13 protein-coding genes are annotated in these 15,895 nt (G+C 56.5%); 8 read left to right on the top strand and 5 right to left on the bottom strand.

Annotation, left to right across the window (positions count from 1 at the left end; translation table 11 throughout):
- Positions 1-96: 96 nt before the first annotated feature.
- Positions 97-1,791 carry a nitrate/nitrite two-component system sensor histidine kinase NarQ gene (narQ, locus tag ACN9MQ_RS16295; RefSeq protein WP_426021531.1) on the bottom strand — a complete coding sequence of 565 codons (1,695 nt, stop codon included), beginning with the start codon at positions 1,789-1,791 and terminating at the stop codon, positions 97-99.
- A gap of 152 nt (positions 1,792-1,943) precedes the next feature.
- On the opposite strand from narQ, the gene aegA reads away from it, so the two are divergent.
- From aegA to ACN9MQ_RS16280, 3 genes are all read left to right on the top strand, one after another.
- The gene (aegA, locus tag ACN9MQ_RS16290; RefSeq protein ID WP_426021532.1) at positions 1,944-3,920 is read left to right on the top strand and encodes a formate-dependent uric acid utilization protein AegA; all 1,977 of its coding nucleotides are present in this window, start codon (positions 1,944-1,946) and stop codon (positions 3,918-3,920) included.
- Between the two features lie 67 nt (positions 3,921-3,987).
- On the top strand, positions 3,988-4,578 hold the full coding sequence (gene nudK, locus ACN9MQ_RS16285; protein ID WP_020883075.1) for a GDP-mannose pyrophosphatase NudK: 591 nt from the start codon (positions 3,988-3,990) through the stop codon (positions 4,576-4,578).
- Between the two features lie 108 nt (positions 4,579-4,686).
- The gene (locus ACN9MQ_RS16280; RefSeq protein ID WP_151711844.1) at positions 4,687-5,730 is read left to right on the top strand and encodes a DUF1176 domain-containing protein; all 1,044 of its coding nucleotides are present in this window, start codon (positions 4,687-4,689) and stop codon (positions 5,728-5,730) included.
- Here ACN9MQ_RS16280 and tkt read toward each other — a convergent pair.
- Complete coding sequence (gene tkt, locus ACN9MQ_RS16275) at positions 5,727-7,715, bottom strand: transketolase (RefSeq protein ID WP_426021533.1); 1,989 nt, start codon at positions 7,713-7,715, stop codon at positions 5,727-5,729. The genes ACN9MQ_RS16280 and tkt overlap by 4 nt on opposite strands.
- A gap of 19 nt (positions 7,716-7,734) precedes the next feature.
- Positions 7,735-8,685 carry a transaldolase gene (gene tal / locus ACN9MQ_RS16270; protein WP_014171101.1) on the bottom strand — a complete coding sequence of 317 codons (951 nt, stop codon included), beginning with the start codon at positions 8,683-8,685 and terminating at the stop codon, positions 7,735-7,737.
- A gap of 290 nt (positions 8,686-8,975) precedes the next feature.
- Here tal and maeB point away from each other — a divergent pair, with 290 nt between their 5' ends.
- Positions 8,976-11,255, top strand: coding sequence for an NADP-dependent oxaloacetate-decarboxylating malate dehydrogenase (gene maeB / locus ACN9MQ_RS16265; RefSeq protein WP_014171100.1), 2,280 nt, complete (start codon positions 8,976-8,978; stop codon positions 11,253-11,255).
- 18 nt (positions 11,256-11,273) lie between these two features.
- On the opposite strand, the gene hemF is transcribed toward maeB, so the two are convergent.
- Both hemF and amiA read right to left on the bottom strand, forming a co-directional pair.
- A complete protein-coding gene (gene hemF / locus ACN9MQ_RS16260) occupies positions 11,274-12,173 on the bottom strand; it encodes an oxygen-dependent coproporphyrinogen oxidase (RefSeq protein ID WP_025203494.1) in 900 nt (299 codons plus the stop codon).
- On the bottom strand, positions 12,173-13,048 hold the full coding sequence (amiA, locus tag ACN9MQ_RS16255; protein ID WP_014171098.1) for an N-acetylmuramoyl-L-alanine amidase AmiA: 876 nt from the start codon (positions 13,046-13,048) through the stop codon (positions 12,173-12,175). The genes hemF and amiA overlap by 1 nt, the downstream gene beginning before the upstream one ends.
- A 212-nt stretch (positions 13,049-13,260) precedes the next feature.
- Here amiA and ACN9MQ_RS16250 point away from each other — a divergent pair, with 212 nt between their 5' ends.
- The 4 genes from ACN9MQ_RS16250 to ACN9MQ_RS16235 all read left to right on the top strand — a co-directional run bounded on the left by ACN9MQ_RS16250 (position 13,261) and on the right by ACN9MQ_RS16235 (position 15,753).
- Entirely contained in the window at positions 13,261-13,686 is a 426-nt protein-coding gene (locus ACN9MQ_RS16250) for a GNAT family acetyltransferase (protein WP_020883079.1), read from the top strand.
- Complete coding sequence (locus ACN9MQ_RS16245) at positions 13,673-14,122, top strand: DUF2919 domain-containing protein (RefSeq protein WP_049022757.1); 450 nt, start codon at positions 13,673-13,675, stop codon at positions 14,120-14,122. Before ACN9MQ_RS16250 ends, ACN9MQ_RS16245 begins: the two co-directional genes overlap by 14 nt.
- Positions 14,123-14,185: 63 nt before the next feature.
- A complete protein-coding gene (locus tag ACN9MQ_RS16240) occupies positions 14,186-14,761 on the top strand; it encodes an RpoE-regulated lipoprotein (protein ID WP_020883081.1) in 576 nt (191 codons plus the stop codon).
- Between the two features lie 92 nt (positions 14,762-14,853).
- Entirely contained in the window at positions 14,854-15,753 is a 900-nt protein-coding gene (locus ACN9MQ_RS16235; protein ID WP_014171094.1) for a Dyp-type peroxidase, read from the top strand.
- Positions 15,754-15,895 lie beyond the last annotated feature (142 nt).

Below are 15,895 nucleotides of genomic sequence, written 5' to 3'. Positions count from 1 at the left end.
GCACCACTTTAGCGGCAAGACGAAGACCAAACGTGGAGAAATAAAGGAGATAATGTAAATTATCATGCGCGTTTCTCTGCGCTGCCCCCTTTACGGTTATTTACCTGTTAACGCCAGCGACGAAGGGAATGTCACGCTCACCTGTGTTCCCCCATTTTGTGGCTGCGAAAAGTGCAGGGTACCGCCGAGCCGTTCCGCGCGTTCACGCATAATATTCAGCCCGTAATGCCCCGGCGGCTCGCTGGCTTCGCCAATCCCGATGCCATTGTCGCGAATGCTCACGCTGTGCGTGCCGTCCACGGCGGTGATACAGCTTACGGTGATCTCGCTGGCCTGCGCGTGCTTGATTGCGTTCAACACCGCTTCACGCACGATCTGCAGCAGATGCACCTGCTTTTGTGCGTCAAGGGCCAGCGAGGAGAGGCGACAGTCAAGATGCAGCTTTGCCTGCGTCTGGCTCTGCAGGCCGTCGAGTGACTCCTGAAGGGCCGCCGGCAGGTTAGCGTGGTTGAGCGTCAGGCGGAAGGTGGTGAGCAGCTCGCGAAGCTGATGCCAGGCATTGTTAAGCTCGCGGGAGAAGTCGGTGAGGATGGTCTGCGCCGGGGTATTCTCTTGCGGTACGGCACGCTTAAGCAGCGTAAGCTGGATCCGCAGATACGACAACACCTGCGCGAGGGAATCATGCAGTTCGCGGGCAATCGTCGCGCGCTCTTCCATCAGCAGCAACTGCTGGTAATGCTTTTGCGCCTGGTTGAAGTAAAGCCCGCGCCCGAGCATTGTCGCCACGCTTCTCATCAGCGGAAGCGGGACGCTGTCCGTCTCGTTCTGCCAGCGCAGCTCGCCGTAGAGCGTGTCCTGCATCAGCACCGGCAGGTTTTGCAGCGGCATGTCGGCTGCCTCACTCCCTTCACACAGACGCCAGTCGTCGCTGGTCCGTAACTCCAGATAATTCATCCGGGTGTATTCATGGACGATTTGCAATATATGGCGGAAACAGTGGCTGTCTATCTGTCCGGTGTTGAGCGCCTGCGAACATTTGAACAGCATTTCGAGCTGCTGATGCGCCTCGTTCAGGTGCCGGGTCTTTTCCGCAACCGAATCTTCAAGCGAGCGATAGAGGGTGTGTAACTCCGCCGACATATGGTTAAAGGCGCGGGACAGCTGACCGAGTTCATTCGGCAAAGCGGTATCCGGTGCCGGGGTATCAAATTGTCCCCGTTCAACGCGTTCGCTTGCGGCGACCAGATTGTTGAGCGGCAAGACCACCTGACGACGGATGCCTCGCAGGGTAAACACCGTCAGCAGCAGGATCCCCAGCGCACCGGCCAGCGAGAGCAGGGTCACCGTCTGAATTTTATGTTCGGTATAGTGCTGAAGGGCGAGCACAAAGGCATCAATACGGCCAACAAAATCTTCGATATGGGTTTGATACCACGCGAGATCGCCGCGGGCGATGTGCGTATCCATCTCCTGCCAGGCCAGATGCAGCTGCTGGTAGCGCTGTTTGACATCGTCCGGCACGTACCAGCGGTTCAGCTTTTGTAGTGCAGGTGCGCTCAGGGTGTGTTGCCAGTGTTGGCGATGCTGTGTCAGGGAAGGGCTATTGCGCTGCATCTCATAGCCCAGCCGGTAACTCTGCATACGCAGTGAACCCGCAATATTGATGGCTTCGGCGTCACGCTGGCTGCTGGCAAGCGTCAGCAGCGCGACGGTGCTGGTCAGAACGGATAACACAATCATCGAAAAGAAAGCCCAGGCCAGGCTTGCGGAAACAGGGCGTTTAACGGTCACAGAACGGCTTCCTGAATAAAATTGATCTGCCACAGGTTCACTGGAAATAGTTTGGCATTCCGGGCAATTGAACATTGCCTGACGACGCTGTGATGAGTAAATACCATATTCATACAAAGAATAAGGTTATTGAACCAAAAACAGGTGTCGTTATGAATCGTTTTATTATGGCTAATAGCCAGCAATGTATTGGGTGCCACGCCTGCGAAGTTGCCTGCGTAATGGCGCATAATGATGAGCAACATGTCCTGAGCAAGCGCCATTTCCATCCCCGTATTACGGTCCTTAACTCTGGCGCGCAGAACAGCCCCGTCACCTGTCACCACTGTGAAAATGCCCCGTGTGCACTCAGTTGCCCGAACGGCGCCATCAGCAAACGCGATGACAGCGTACAGGTGAATCAACAAAAATGCATCGGTTGTAAAGCCTGCGTGGTTGCCTGTCCCTTCGGCACGATGGAGATTATCGTTACGCCACTCGACAGCGGCAGTGCAAAAGCCTCGGCGTATAAATGCGATCTCTGCCTGACCCGCCCGCAGGGCCCGGCCTGTATTGAAAATTGCCCGGCAGATGTGCTGACGCTGGCGACGCCTGACGTGCTGGATAACCTGGCAAAATCGCGCCGTCAGCGCACCGCCAGGCTGGAGGCGCAGCCCTGGCACAGTGAGGCAGTCAGCGAGGAGACGGCACCCACCAAACTGCAGCAGATGCAAAACACACCGCCACGCGGCGAGCCCGACAAACTGGCTGCCGAAGAGCGGGTTGGCCATTTCAATGAAATATACCTGCCGTTTCGGACCGAACAGGCCAGACGCGAGGCATCGCGCTGCCTGAAATGCGGGGAACACAGCATATGTGAATGGACCTGCCCGCTGCACAACCACATTCCGCAGTGGATTGAACGGATTAACGCCGGTGACATCCTCGGCGCGGTCGAACTTTCTCATCAGACCAACTGTTTACCTGAAATTACCGGCCGGGTCTGCCCGCAGGACAGGTTATGTGAAGGTGCCTGCACCGTGCGCGATGCGTCAGGGTCGGTGACCATTGGCAACCTCGAGCGCTACATCTCTGACCAGGCGCTGGCGCTGGGCTGGCGACCGGATATGTCTGGCGTTTCTTCGGTGGGAAAACGCGTCGCGATTATCGGCGCGGGGCCTGCCGGGCTGGCATGCGCGGATGTGCTGGTGCGCAGCGGGGTGAGCGTGACGGTCTATGACAGGCATCCCGAAATCGGCGGCTTGCTGACCTTCGGCATTCCGGCCTTTAAGCTGGATAAATCCCTGCTCGCACGACGCAGAGAGATTTTTACTGCGATGGGGGTTCACTTCGAGCTGAACTGCGATGTGGGCAGCGATGTGTCGTTGTCTCAGTTGCAAACAGATTACGACGCCCTGTTTATTGGCGTGGGAACCTATCGTTCGATGAAAGCGGGCATCCCCCATGAGGATGCGCCGGGTGTCTACGATGCGCTGCCGTTCCTGGTGGGGAACACGCGCCACGTCATGGGGCTGGACGCGACGGCCAACGAACCGTTTATCGACACCCGTGGACTCAATGTGGTGGTGCTGGGCGGGGGCGATACCGCAATGGACTGCGTGCGCACCGCGTTACGTCACGGCGCGGCAAAAGTCACCTGCGCCTATCGCCGGGATGAAGCCAATATGCCGGGCTCGAAAAAAGAGGTGAAGAATGCGAAAGAAGAGGGAGCCGCATTTGAATTTAACGTCCAGCCCGTTGAATTGACCCTTGCTGCTGACGGCAAGGTTAACGGCATCCGGATGCTGCGCACCCGGATGGGAGAGCCGGATGCGCAGGGACGTCGTCGACCCGTCCCGGTGGAGGGCAGCGAGTTTGTCATGCCGGCCGATGCGGTGATTATGGCTTTTGGTTTTAACCCACATGCCATGCCCTGGCTGGAGAGTCAGGGCGTCAACACCGATGACTGGGGGCGAATCATTGCCTCGGTGGAAAGTCGCTATCGTTACCAGACGTCTAACCCGCAAATTTTCGCCGGCGGTGATGCGGTGCGCGGTGCTGATCTGGTGGTGACGGCGATGGCGGAAGGGCGTCATGCGGGGCGGGGGATCCTCGACTGGCTTGAGGTCAGTGTGCCGAAAACGCACTAAACCAGGCGGGCGACAAAGCGGGTTTCACGGCGTACTATAGGAAGACTCATTGTGTCGTGGAGCCCGTATGACCCTGAAAATTGACGTTATCAAAGACAAAATCCTTTCTGAAAACTACTTTGTCCTGCGTAACATCACTTACGATTTAACCCGTAATAACGGTGAAGTGATCCGCCATAAACGCGAGGTCTATGACCGCGGCAATGGCGCCACCATTTTGCTCTATAACCGTGAAAAGCAGAGTGTGGTGCTGATCCGTCAGTTCAGGGTAGCAACATGGGTCAATGGCAACCCTGACGGAAGGTTGATTGAAACCTGTGCGGGCCTGCTTGATGACGACGAGCCGGAAGTGTGCATCCGCAAAGAGGCCGTCGAAGAGACTGGCTTTGAAGTGGGAGAGGTCAAAAAGGTCTTCGAGCTGTTTATGTCTCCTGGCGGCGTGACGGAAATCGTCCACTTCTTCATCGCGGAATACAGCGATGCGCAGCGTACTCACCGCGGCGGTGGCGTGGAAGATGAAGATATTGAAGTGCTGGAGTTGCCGTTTTCCCGGGCGCTGGAGATGATGCATGCCGGGGAAATCAGGGATGGTAAAGCTGTGATATTACTACAGTATCTTCAAACGACCGGGCTGATGAACGCCTCTTTCGAACGGTGATAGATTGTATTTCGGATAAATCTATCCGATAAATCCGATTGAGCAACCCGGGCGGGAACACGAAGATACAGCCCAGTTAAGCGTTTTCGTTCCGGGATTGTGCCATTCATGCGCTATTGCGTCTCTCTTCTCTGCCTGTTTTGCGTGCTCACCTCCTCGCAGGTGTGGGCTGCGCCTGCCCAGCAATTATTTTCTGACTGGCAGGTGACCTGCAATAACCAGAATTTTTGCCTCGCACGCAATACCGGTGAACACCGGGGGCTGGTCATGACGCTCAGCCGCAGTGCCGGCGCGAAAACCGACGCTACGCTGCGTATCGATCTCGGCGGCCTTGCTGACCCTGCCGTGAAAGAAGCGGATATTGCGCCGCGGTTGTTGCTGGATAAGGTTCCTCTCAAGCTGGATCGGCAGCACTGGCAGTTAACCCCGTGGCATCTGAAAAGTGATGATGCCACCACCATCACGGCGTTTCTGAAAAATATCCAGGAAGGAAAAGCCCTGACCTTGCGCGGCGGTGACCAGGTTATCTCTCTGAACGGCCTGAAAGCCGCACTGTTGTTTATTGACGCGCAGCAGAAACGTGTCGGGAGTGAAACGGCCTGGATTAAAAAAGGTGACGATCCGCCGTTAAGCGTGCCGCCTGCACCCGCCTTAAAAAAGGTGGCGGTAGTCAATCCGACGCCGACGCCGCTCTCCCACGCCGAATTGAACGACCTGCTGGATTATGGCACCTGGCGGATGAACAACAGCCAGTGCTCGCTCGATCCTAACCGCCGTGAAGTGCGCGTCACCGCGTTAACCGATGAAAAAGCATTGCTGATTATTAGCTGTGAGGCGGGGGCGTATAACACGGTCGATCTGGCCTGGCTGGTATCGCGCAAAAAGCCGTTTTCTTCCCGCAGCGTAAGGCTGCGTCTGCCTTTCACCCCTGCAGACGATAGCAGTGAAATCGAATTGATGAATGCCCGCTTTGATGAGAAAACGCGCGAGCTGACTACGCTCGCGCTGGGGCGCGGTATTGGCGATTGTGGGGTCCAGACGCGCTGGCGTTTTGACGGCCAGCGTTTCCGCCTGGTGCGTTATGCAGAAGAGCCCAGCTGCGATAACTGGAATGGGCCAGATGCCTGGCCCACGTTGTGGATCACGCGCTAAATTACGCTCAGCGCCTTCTCAACCACATTCTCAACGGTAAAGCCAAAATACGGGAACAGCTTGTCGGCAGGCGCCGACTCGCCGTACCCACGCATCCCGACGATGGCACCCTTGAGCCCGACATATTTGTACCAGTAGTCGGCGATACCCGCCTCGACGGCCACACGGGCTGCGACGTTAGAGGGCAGGACCGATTCACGGTAGGCCTCATCCTGAGCATCAAAAATGTCGGTGGACGGCAGGGATACCACGCGTACCGCATGACCTTCGGCGGTCAGTTTTTCCGCGGCCTTCACGGTAATTTCCACCTCAGAACCGGTAGCAATCAGGATGACATCCGGTTTGCCGCCGCTGTCTTTCAGGATGTACCCGCCGCGGGCGATATTTTTTACCTGCTCCGGCGTGCGTTCAATCTGGGCCAGGTTTTGCCGCGACAGAATTAATGCCGTTGGCCCCGTGTGGCGCTCAACCGCCAGCTTCCAGCCAACCGCCGCTTCGACCTGATCGCACGGACGCCAGGTGCTGAAGTTTGGCGTTAAACGCAGGCTCGCCAGCTGCTCAACGGCCTGGTGCGTGGGACCGTCTTCACCCAGACCAATCGAATCGTGGGTGTAGACCATGATCTGCCGCGCTTTCATTAATGCCGCCATACGCGCCGCGTTACGGGCATACTCAACGAACATCAGGAAGGTAGCAGTGTAGGGCACAAACCCGCCGTGATGGGCGATGCCATTGGCAATGGCGGTCATCCCGAACTCACGCACCCCGTAGTGGATATAGTTTCCGGCAATATCCTCTTTCAGCGATTTTGAGCCAGACCAGATGGTCAGGTTACTTGGAGCCAGATCCGCGGAGCCGCCCAGCAGTTCGGGCAGGAGGGGGCCGATGGCGTTCAGGGTGTTTTGCGAGGCCTTACGGGTGGCAATTTTCGCCGGGTTAGACTGCAGATTTTCAATCAGCGCCTGGGTTTTCGCTTCCCAGTCCTCCGGCAGGCCACCGCTCATGCGGCGCGAGAATTCAGCGGCCAGTTCCGGGTGGGCTTTTTGATAGGCGGCAAATTTTCCATTCCACGCGTGCTGGGCTTTTTCACCCTCTTCGCGGGCGTCCCACTCGCGGTAGATCTCTTTCGGGATCTCAAACGGCGGGTATTTCCAGCCCAGTTTCTGCCGGGTCAGCGCCACTTCTTCTTCACCCAGCGCCGCGCCGTGGGCTTCCTCTTTACCCGCTTTGTTCGGTGAGCCGAAACCGATGGTGGTGCGACAGATGATCAGGGACGGTTTGTCCTTCACGCTTTGCGCTTCCTGAATCGCTTTTTTCACCGCTTCTGGGTCGTGGCCGTCAATTTCATGCACTACGTGCCAGTGGTAGGCCTCAAATCGTTTTGCCGTGTCGTCGGTAAACCAGCCTTTGGTCTCCCCGTCGATGGAGATACCGTTGTGATCGTAAAATCCGATCAGCTTGCCCAGCCCCAGCGTGCCCGCCAGCGAACAGACTTCGTGAGAAATCCCCTCCATCAGACAGCCGTCGCCCATAAACACATAAGTGTAGTGATCGACAATCTCGTGGTCTGGCTGGTTAAACTGCGCCGCCAGCGTGCGTTCGGCAATCGCCAGCCCGACCGCGTTGGCTAACCCCTGGCCGAGCGGCCCGGTGGTGGTCTCCACACCCGGCGTATAGCCTATCTCCGGGTGGCCCGGCGTTTTTGAGTGCAGCTGGCGGAAGTTTTTTAACTCGGATAGCGGCAGGTCGTAGCCGGAAAGGTGCAGCAGGCTGTAGAGCAGCATGGAGGCGTGGCCGTTAGAGAGAATAAAACGGTCGCGATCGTACCAACTGGGGTCGTTCGGGTTGTGCTTCAGGAAATCATTCCACAGCACTTCGGCAATGTCAGCCATGCCCATGGGGGCGCCAGGGTGGCCGGAATTTGCTTTCTGCACGGCATCCATGCTGAGGGCGCGAATGGCATTGGCTAGCTCTTTACGGGACATAATTCACTCCATGGCAAGGTTAAAGTTTGGCGGCAAGAAGATCTTCAAGTTTGCGCTGGTCGACGGCGAACAGGCGGATGCCTTCCGCCAGTTTTTCGACGGCCATTGCGTCCTGATTGTGCTCCCAGCGGAATTCCGCTTCGGTCATGGCTTTAGGTTTGGGGAGAACGGTTGATGTGGGCACCAGTTTGCGGATAACCGTCTCCTCTTTGTCCTGCAGCTCTTTAAGCAGGTTAGGGGAGATGGTCAGGCGGTCACAGCCTGCCAGGGCGAGGATCTGCTCGGTACGGCGGAAGCTGGCGCCCATCACGATGGTTTCGTAGCGGTGCTGTTTGTAATAGTCGTAGATATTACGCACCGATTTCACGCCCGGGTCCTCATCCACCACGTACGGATCCATCGGCTGTTTAGCCTGATACCAGTCATAGATTCGCCCGACGAACGGAGACACCAGGAAGACGCCGGCTTCGGCACAGGCGCGCGCCTGCGCAAAGGAGAACAGCAGCGTCAGGTTGCAATGGATCCCCTCTTTTTCCAGAACTTCCGCCGCACGGATCCCTTCCCAGGTTGAGGCCAGCTTAATCAGAATGCGCGATTTATCGATGCCCTGCTCCTGGTAGAGCTCAACCAGGCGGCGGGCTTTCGTGATGCTCTTCTCCTGGTCGAAGGAGAGACGGGCGTCAACTTCGGTAGAGACGCGTCCCGGGATACTTTTCAGAATTTCCGCACCGAAATTAACGGCCAGCTTGTCGCTCGCTTCGGCGACCTGCTGCTCCTGTGTTTTACCGCGCTGTTTACCGTAGTCGATAGCGTCATCAATCAGATGACTAAAATGAGCAAGACCGGCCGCTTTGAGCAGCAGCGAAGGGTTAGTGGTCGCATCTTCGGGCTGATAGTGGCGAATCGACTCGATATCACCGCTGTCGGCGACCACGGTAGTGAATTGTTTGATGCCGTCTAGTTGGTTCATAAATAATTACTCCTTGGAAATAAAAGAGTTACTCGAGTGCGTTAGTTCACACTTCTGCAAAAATCATGATGGACTTAACAAAAAAGCATAGCAGACGGGGGAGGCATTGCTTTCTGAGACGGGTAACATGGCTGTTATAAATTGATAACAATTTTTATTCTGCAATGGTGAGAGTTTGGCAGCCTTCAAAGTTTATGTGGCTGCCTGCGGCGATACTAGGCGGCACACCAGGGTGTGCTTCAGGATCGCAAACGTCACCCTTTTGACCGATACGAGAAAGGAAAAATAAGATGGATGATCAGTTAAAACAGAGTGCTCTCGATTTCCACGAGTTCCCTGTCCCAGGTAAAATTCAGGTCTCCCCGACAAAACCGCTGGCGACTCAGCGCGATCTGGCGCTGGCCTACTCGCCCGGCGTCGCGGCGCCGTGCCTCGAAATCGAAAAAGATCCGCTGGCAGCCTATAAATACACCGCGCGTGGCAACCTGGTCGCCGTGATCTCTAACGGGACGGCGGTGCTGGGATTAGGCAATATTGGTGCGCTGGCCGGTAAGCCCGTGATGGAAGGCAAGGGCGTTCTGTTCAAGAAATTTGCCGGTATTGACGTGTTCGATATCGAAGTGGATGAGCTCGATCCTGATAAATTCATCAACGTGGTTGCCGCGCTGGAACCGACCTTCGGTGGGATCAACCTCGAAGACATCAAAGCGCCGGAATGTTTCTATATCGAGCAGAAACTGCGCGAGCGTATGAACATTCCCGTGTTCCATGATGACCAGCACGGTACCGCGATTATCAGCACTGCGGCTATTCTGAACGGTCTGCGTGTGGTCGAGAAAAATCTCTCTGACGTCCGTATGGTGGTCTCCGGCGCAGGCGCGGCGGCAATCGCCTGTATGAACCTGCTGGTGGCGCTGGGTATGCAGAAGCACAACATTGTGGTCTGCGACTCCAAAGGCGTTATTTACAAGGACCGTGAGCCGAACATGGCGGAAACCAAAGCGGCCTACGCGGTAGAAGATGACGGTAAACGCACGCTGGAGGACGTGATTGACGGCGCGGATATCTTCCTTGGCTGTTCAGGCCCGAAAGTGCTGACCCAGGAGATGGTGAAGAAAATGGCGCGTGCGCCAATGATTCTGGCGCTGGCAAACCCGGAACCGGAAATTCTGCCGCCGCTGGCAAAAGCCGTGCGTGAAGATGCCATTATCTGTACCGGTCGTTCCGATTACCCGAACCAGGTGAACAACGTTCTCTGCTTCCCGTTCATCTTCCGCGGGGCGCTGGACGTGGGCGCGACGGCGATCAACGAAGAGATGAAGCTCGCGGCCGTTCATGCCATTGCGGAACTGGCGCACGCCGAGCAGAGCGAAGTGGTCGCCTCGGCGTATGGTGACCAGGATCTGAGCTTTGGCCCGGACTACATCATTCCAAAACCATTCGACCCGCGTCTGATTGTCAAAATCGCCCCGGCGGTTGCTAAGGCGGCAATGGACTCCGGCGTGGCGACGCGCCCCATCAAAGATTTCGATGCTTACGTCGATAAGCTCACCGAGTTTGTCTACAAAACCAACCTGTTTATGAAGCCCATTTTCTCCCAGGCGCGTGCCGACGCGAAACGCGTGGTGCTGGCGGAAGGGGAAGAGGCGCGCGTTCTGCATGCCACGCAGGAGCTGATCACCTTAGGTCTGGCGAAGCCAATCCTGATCGGTCGTCCGAGCGTTATCGAGATGCGTATTCAGAAGCTGGGGCTGCAGATCAAAGCGGGTGTGGATTTTGAGATCGTTAATAACGAATCCGATCCGCGCTTTAAAGAGTACTGGAACGAATACTACGCGATCATGAAACGTCGCGGGATCACCCAGGAGCAGGCGCAAAAGGCCGTGATCAGCAACACCACGGTGATCGGGGCGATCATGGTCCACCGCGGTGAAGCGGATGCGTTGATCTGCGGCACGATCGGTGATTACCACGAGCACTTCAGCGTGGTGCAGGAGATCTTCGGCTATCGCGAAGGGGTCCACACCGCCGGGGCGATGAACGCGCTGCTGCTGCCAAGCGGCAACACCTTTATTGCCGACACCTACGTTAACGACGATCCGAGCCCGGAAGAGCTGGCGGAGATCACCGTGATGGCGGCAGAAACCGTGCGTCGCTTTGGTATTGAACCGAAGGTAGCGCTGCTGTCGCACTCCAACTTCGGTTCGTCGAAATCAGCGGCGGCGTGCAAAATGCGCCAGACGCTGGAGCTGGTTCGCCAGCGTGCGCCGGAACTGATGATTGACGGCGAGATGCACGGTGATGCTGCGCTGGTGGAGAGCATTCGTAACGAACGCATGCCGGACAGCCCGCTGAAAGGTTCTGCAAACGTGCTGATTATGCCGAACGTGGAAGCGGCCCGCATCAGCTACAACCTGCTGCGTGTCTCCAGCTCTGAAGGGGTCACCGTAGGACCGGTACTGATGGGCGTGGCGAAGCCAGTGCACGTGTTGACGCCGATTGCTTCGGTGCGTCGTATCGTGAATATGGTGGCACTGGCGGTGGTTGAAGCGCAGACGCAGCCGCTGTAAGCGCTGCGCCTGCCGGTATTACACCCAGTCCCGAATCGTAATAAAGTCTTTCAGGGCAGCCTCCGGGCTGCCTTCTTTTGGTTCGTAGCTGTACTCCCAGCGAACCAGCGGCGGCATCGACATCAAAATGGACTCCGTGCGCCCGCCGGTCTGCAGGCCAAACAGCGTACCGCGATCCCATACCAGGTTGAACTCTACGTAGCGCCCACGGCGGTAAAGCTGGAACTCGCGCTCGCGCACGCCGTAGTCGGTATCTTTACGCCGCGCCACGATCGGCAGATAGGCCCCGGTATACCCTTCACCTACCGCCCGCATAAAGCTGAATGCGGTATCAAAATCTGGCGTGTTGAGATCGTCAAAGAACAGCCCGCCAATGCCGCGCTGCTCATCACGGTGCTTCAGATAAAAATAGTCATCGCACCATTTTTTAAATTTCGGGTAGATGTCGTCCCCAAACGGCTGACAGAGATCGCGTGCGGTGGTGTGCCAGTGCACGGCATCTTCTTCAAACCCGTAGTAGGGCGTTAAGTCAAAACCGCCGCCAAACCACCAGACCGGATCGGCCCCGGGTTTTTCAGCAATGAAAAAGCGCACGTTGGCATGGCTGGTCGGCACATACGGGTTGTGCGGATGAACCACCAGCGATACGCCCATTGCTTCGAAGCTGCGGCCTGCCAGTTCTGGTCGATGAGCCGTGGCGGAAGCGGGCATCGCGTCTCCGTGGACGTGGGAAAAATTGACGCCAGCCTGCTCAAAGATGCCGCCGTTACGCAGCACGCGGCTGCGTCCGCCGCCACCGGCTTCGCGCTGCCAGCTATCTTCCTGAAATTCACCGCCATCTGCGGCGGCCAGTTTCTGGCAAATCTCATCCTGCAGCTGCAGCAGGAATGTTTTTACCAGCTGTGCATTGGGTTTCATCAACGTTTCCTGGAGTGCGCTTTCTGGTTATCGAACCAGTTGAAGTAACTGATTATGCCTGAGGCGATGGCGTTGGCGATCTTCTGGCGAAACGCGGTGGTGCCGAGCAGGCGTTCCTCCTCCGGGTTGGTGATGAACGACGTCTCCACCAGCACGGACGGAATTGACGGCGACTTAAGCACCACGAACGCCGCCTGTTCGGTGCTCCTGCTGTGCAGGCGATGCACCGGTTTAATCTTCTTCAGAATATGCGAGCCGAGCGTCAGGCTGTTTTTAATGGTGTCCGTCTGAACGAGGTCAAACAGCACCTGCTGTAACAGATGATCTTTGTCGGTGGCTTTTTTCCCCGCAACCTCATCCGCCCGGTTTTCACGATCGGAGAGATATTTCGCCATGGCGCTACTCGCCCCACGGTTGGAGAGGGCGAACACCGAAGCCCCCGCCGCCGACGGGTTGGTAAAACCGTCCGCGTGAATCGACATAAACAGATCGGCACCGTGCTGGTGGGCGATCTCTACGCGGTCGTACAGCGGAATAAACGTGTCGCCAGAACGCGTCAGGCGGGCGTCAATGCCATTGCTGCGTAAAATTGCGCGCACATTTTTTGCAATCGCTAACACGACATGCTTTTCTTTCGCACCGTTTTTACCAATAGCGCCGGTATCAATTCCGCCGTGACCGGGGTCCAGCATGACCAGACGCTTCGCGCCCGGCTTTTTCGATTTCGGTTTACTGTGTCCGTTACTGGTTTTGAGCGTGCTCTCTTCTTTTGCCTGAGCCTGCTGTGCGATGCCCGTTAACGTTAAGGCCGCCAGCCCCGCTTTGAGAACCTGACGACGCGATGTGAGTGCTTTTAATGGTTTGAATGTGCTCATGCGGCCTGAATTGTAAAAATTGGGGTCCTGGTGTTATATCGTATCGTGATTAGCGTTACGACAGTCCTTATTGAGAATTGTTTTACTTTTCATTTCAATACGTGACAAAGTGACATTATGCCAAATTTTGGCGAGTTTTTCCCCGGTTATTGGCTAAACGCGATGTTCACGCCATAATCACTGTTTTTAAACCCGAAAAGGCGGTTAATACCATGGAGATACGCGTTTTTCGCCAGGAAGATTTCGAAGAGGTGATCACCCTTTGGGAGCGCTGCGATCTGCTGCGTCCGTGGAACGATCCGGAAATGGATATTGAACGTAAGTTGAATCACGACGTCAGTCTGTTTCTGGTGGCAGAAGTCAACGGCGAGGTGGTGGGAACAGTGATGGGCGGGTACGACGGCCATCGCGGCTCGGCCTATTATCTGGGTGTGCACCCGGAATTTCGTGCGCGCGGCATCGCCAATGCGCTGCTCAATCGGCTGGAAAAGAAACTCATTGCCCGCGGCTGCCCGAAGATTCAGATCATGGTGCGGGAAGATAACGACGTGGTGCTGGGCATGTATGAACGCCTGGGTTATGAACACGCGGACGTACTGAGCTTAGGTAAGCGCCTGATAGAAGATGAAGAGTACTGAGATCCATCCGGCAGATTATGATGCGCAAGGGCGTGTCAGGCTGCCCTTTTTGTTCTGGTGCGTTCTGCTGCTGCAGGCCCGTACCTGGGTGCTGTTTGTGATGGCCGCCGCGTCGCGCGGGCAGGGCGATACGCTTCTGACGTTCTTTTATCCCGATCACGATGCCTTCTGGCTCGGCTTGCTGCCGGGCGTGCCGGCAGTGATGGCGTTTTTATGCAGCGGGCGACGGCATACGATCCCGCGCCTGTGGGGTGCGCTTCGCTGGCTGCTGATCCTCGCTCAGCTTGCGCTGCTCGTCTGGCAACCGGTGCTCTGGTGGAGCGGTGAACCGCTTACGGGGATCGGTATTGCGCTGGTCGTAGCGGATATCGTGGCGCTGCTGTGGCTGCTGACGAATCCCCGCCTTCGCGCCTGTTTTACGCATCAGGAAGATTAACCTGGCACTTTTTGCCGATACCGCACTCCAACAAGCGTTGATTTAACATGTAAGGACGTTTCAATGAAATCGCTGCGTTTACTTTTATGCGCTCTCCCGCTGGCGTTAACCGGCTGTTCAACGCTCTCATCAATTAACTGGTCTGCGGCCTATCCGTGGAACTGGTTTGGCTCTTCAACGGAAGTGACCGAGCAGGGCGTGGGTAAAATTACCGCCGCGACGGCGCTGGATCAGGACGCCCTTCAGGATGCACTGGGTGGCGGTTATCGCCTGCGCAGCGGCATGAAAACAGAAAACGGCAATATCGTGCGTTATTTCGAAGCGCTGAAGGGTGACACGCTGGCGCTGGTGATTAACGGTGATAAAGGCACGGTAAACCGCATTGCTGTGATGGACGACGACATCCCAACCGAAAGCGGTGTGAAAGTGGGAACCCCGTTTAGCGAACTCTATAAACAGGCCTTCGGCAACTGCACCAGTGCCCCGTCTGACGACGGCGTGGCGGTGGAATGTAAAGCGCAGGGCAGCCAGCACATCAGCTATCTCTTCACCGGTACCTGGAGTGGTCCGGAAGGTTTAATGCCGTCTGACGACACGCTGAAGAGCTGGAAAGTGAGCAAAATTATCTGGAAGCAGTAATTTGCGCCTGAACAAACCGTCTCGCTGAAATACGGGTATAATAGCCGCCATCAATGCCACGCTGACGTGGCATCTTTATTTCAGGAGGAGCGATGTCTCAGGTTCAGAGTGGCATTTTGCCAGAACATTGCCGCGCGGCGATTTGGATTGAAGCCAATGTTAAAGGGGATGTGGATGCCCTGCGTGCGGCCAGTAAAGCGTTCGTTGATAAGCTGGCCACCTTCCAGGCCAAATTCCCGGACGCCCATCTGGGCGCGGTCGTTGCCTTTGGTCATAACGTCTGGCGTCAACTGAGCGGCGGCGAAGGCGCCGAAGAGCTGAAGGATTTTATCCCTTACGGTAAAGGCCTGGCACCCGCAACGCAGTTCGACGTGCTGATCCACATTCTCTCGCTGCGTCATGATGTGAACTTCTCCGTTGCCCAGGCGGCGGTTGCGGCTTTTGGTGACAGCATTGACGTTCAGGAAGAGATCCACGGTTTCCGTTGGGTGGAAGAACGCGACCTGAGCGGCTTCGTTGACGGAACTGAAAACCCGGCGGGTGAAGAGACGCGTCGTGAAGTGGCGGTGATCAAAGACGGTGTCGACGCGGGCGGCAGCTATGTGTTCGTCCAGCGCTGGGAGCACAACCTCAAGCAGCTGAACCGCATGAGCGTGCATGACCAGGAGATGATGATTGGCCGTACGAAAGAGGCCAACGAAGAGATCGACGGCGATGCCCGTCCTGTCACCTCTCACCTGAGCCGCGTTGACCTCAAGGAAGACGGGAAAGGTCTGAAGATTGTTCGCCAGAGCCTGCCATACGGCACAGCAAGCGGTACCCACGGTCTTTACTTCTGTGCGTACTGCGCGCGCCTGCATAACATCGAACAGCAGTTGCTGAGCATGTTTGGCGATACCGACGGCAAGCGTGACGCCATGCTGCGCTTCACCAAACCGGTGACCGGCGGCTACTACTTCGCCCCGTCCGTCGAGCGTCTGCTGGCGCTGTAAGTGTTTTCCACCCTCTCCCGCACGGAGAGGGCTGGGGTGCGGACCACGACGGGCTGCACCCTTATTCTCTTTTCTGCTTGTAAATCACCAAACGGTATATAAAACCGTTACTCCTTTCGTCCTCGTTATAAATATTATGACT

It is taken from the genome of Enterobacter sp. R-25 (genome assembly GCF_049913205.1).
Taxonomy (GTDB): Bacteria; Pseudomonadota; Gammaproteobacteria; order Enterobacterales; family Enterobacteriaceae; genus Enterobacter; species Enterobacter ludwigii.
Note: the sequence above shows the minus strand (reverse complement) of the source record. Positions and strands in the feature narration are given on the sequence as shown.